The 2452-nt window shown below is 63.6% G+C and carries 3 protein-coding genes; all 3 read left to right on the top strand.

Annotated elements, in window-relative coordinates; translation table 11 throughout:
* Positions 1-75 precede the first annotated feature (75 nt).
* Positions 76-504: a transposase gene (locus IVB42_RS01400; protein ID WP_018459013.1), complete on the top strand. Its 429-nt coding sequence runs from the start codon at positions 76-78 to the stop codon at positions 502-504.
* Complete coding sequence (tnpB, locus tag IVB42_RS01405) at positions 501-857, top strand: IS66 family insertion sequence element accessory protein TnpB (protein ID WP_247295361.1); 357 nt, start codon at positions 501-503, stop codon at positions 855-857. The genes IVB42_RS01400 and tnpB overlap by 4 nt, the downstream gene beginning before the upstream one ends.
* Before the next feature lie 122 nt (positions 858-979).
* Positions 980-2452, top strand: a 1473-nt coding sequence (locus IVB42_RS01410) for an IS66 family transposase (protein ID WP_247469627.1), incomplete at its 3' end; no start/stop codon positions are given.

Below are 2452 nucleotides of genomic sequence, written 5' to 3' on the forward strand. Positions count from 1 at the left end.
GCTGTTCAGCGGCCACCTACCGGATGACGGTGTGATCTGCGAGTCTGCGGTTCGGTTTCGACCGTTAGGCTTAGAATGGACACAGTGCATACTGCTATCACGGAGCCGGTGCGGCGGCTCGAGGTCTTCACCGGAGCCGGTCGTCGGCGGAAGTGGAGCGACGAGGACAAGGTGCGGATCGTCGCGGAGATCGTGGCGAGTGGCGACTCGGTGTGTTCCGTGGCTCGACGGCATGGATTGTCGCCGCAGCAGCTGTTTGGCTGGCGACGTCAGTTGCGAGAAGCAGCAGGCGGTCATTCCGAAGCTAACGAAGTACAGTTTGTGCCGGCGGTGGTGGACGCAGTGGTACCGGCGCCAAGTGCTCACCGGGAGCGCAAAACGGTGCGCAAGGCAGATAGCGGGATCATCGAGATTGAAGTGGACGGCATCACGATCCGAGCCGGTCGTGGAGCGGATACGGCGATGATTGCGTCGATTGTCCAGGCGCTGAAGGTGAGCCGGTGATCGGTCCGTCAGGTGCGGTCCGGGTGATGGTGGCGACCAAGCCGGTAGACTTCCGCAAGGGCATGGAGGGTCTTGCGACCCTGGTGCGCGAGAGCATGGGTGCAGATCCATTCTCGGGAGCTGTCTATGTGTTCCGGGCCAAGCGGGCGGACCGGATCAAGCTGGTGTTCTGGGATGGAACGGGCCTGTGCCTGTTCGCCAAGAGGCTTGAGGATGGGACCTTCCGCTGGCCGAAGATCGAGGACGGTGTGATGCGCCTGTCGGCAGCGCAATTGTCGGCGCTGCTGGAAGGACTCGACTGGCGGCTTGTGCACGAGGCACGGGGGACGCCGGCGCCAGCGCAGCCCGGGTAGTTGTTGGCAGCGCTGCGGCGAAGTGAATCAGGACCGTCGGATGCGTCGCCAGATGGCGGCGAATATGCTCTGATTTGGCTGTGAGCGACGTCCTGCCTGACGATCCGGAGACGCTGAAAGCGATGCTGCTCGCCGAGCGGTGCGAGAGCGAGCGGCTGCGTCAGATCATCAAGGAATTGCAGCGGCATCGGTTTGGCCGACGGGCAGAGACGCTGCCTGAAGACCAGATGCTGCTGGGCCTGGAAGACGTCGAGCAAGTCGCAGCGTACGGCGAGACGGCACAGGACATCAGTGCACCTGAAGGCCGTGATGCGCGAGCTCGCAAGCGCCGGGGCAACCGTGGCGCCTTGCCGGCGCACCTGCCGCGGATCGAGGTCATCGTCGACATCGAGGACAGAACCTGTCCCTGCTGCCAAGGCGAGTTACATCGGATCGGCGAGGATAGAAGCGAGCGGCTGGACCTGGTCCCGGCGCAGTTCCGGATCCTCGTGACCCGGCGGCCCAAATACGCCTGCCGGGTTTGCGAGGATGGCGTCATGCAGGCGCCAGCTCCGGCTCGGCTGATCGAGGGCGGACTGCCAACGGAAGCAACCGTCGCACAGGTTCTGGTGTCAAAATATGCCGATCACCTGCCGCTCTATCGGCAAGCGCAGATCTATGCCCGCCAGGGCATTGAGCTCGATCGTTCAACGTTGGCGGACTGGGTGGGGCAGGCAGCCTTCCATCTGCGTCCGTTGCATGAGCGCCTCCTAGGCAAGCTTAAGCAACGGCCAAAGCTGTTCGCCGACGAGACGACGATGCCGGTGCTCGATCCCGGCCGTGGGCGCACCAAGACCGGTCAGCTCTGGACCTATGCTGCGGACGACCGGCCGTGGGGCGGCGCAGATCCGCCCGGCGTCGCCTATGTCTATGCCCCCGATCGCAAAGCCGATCGACCGATCGCTCATCTGGCAGGCTTCAAGGGGATTCTGCAGGTCGACGGCTATGCCGGCTATGGCAAGCTCGCCGAGCGTGGCGATGTTCGGCTTGCATTCTGCTGGTCGCACATGCGGCGTAACTTCTACGAGCTTGCCACACCCGGTCCGGCGCCCATTGCGAGCGAGGCGCTCAAGCAAATCGCCGAGCTCTATGCCGTCGAGAAGGACATCCGTGGCCGCAGCGCCGAGGGGCGCCGTCTCGTTCGGCAACAGAAAAGCCGACCGCTGGCGGAAGCGTTCGAACGGTGGCTCCGCGCCAAGCTTGCGCTGATCAGTCAAAAGGGCAAATTGGCAGACGCAATCCGCTATGCGCTCTCACGCTGGGAGGGCCTGACGCGCTTCATCGATGATGGCCGTATCGAGCTCGACAACAACGCCGTCGAGCGCTCGATCCGCCCGATCGCACTCAACCGGAAAAATGCACTGTTCGCTGGCTCCGACGGCGGCGCCGAGCACTGGGCCATCATCGCATCCCTGGTAGAAACTTGTAAGCTGAACGACGTCGATCCCCTTGCCTTCCTGACTGACGCGCTCACCAGGATCGTCAACGGTCACCCAAACAGCGAAATCGATCAGCTGCTTCCCTGGGCCTATCGCGCGCAATCCCTCAACCGTGGC

This window comes from Bradyrhizobium sp. 45, assembly GCF_023073155.1.
GTDB lineage: Bacteria > Pseudomonadota > Alphaproteobacteria > Rhizobiales > Xanthobacteraceae > Bradyrhizobium > Bradyrhizobium canariense_D.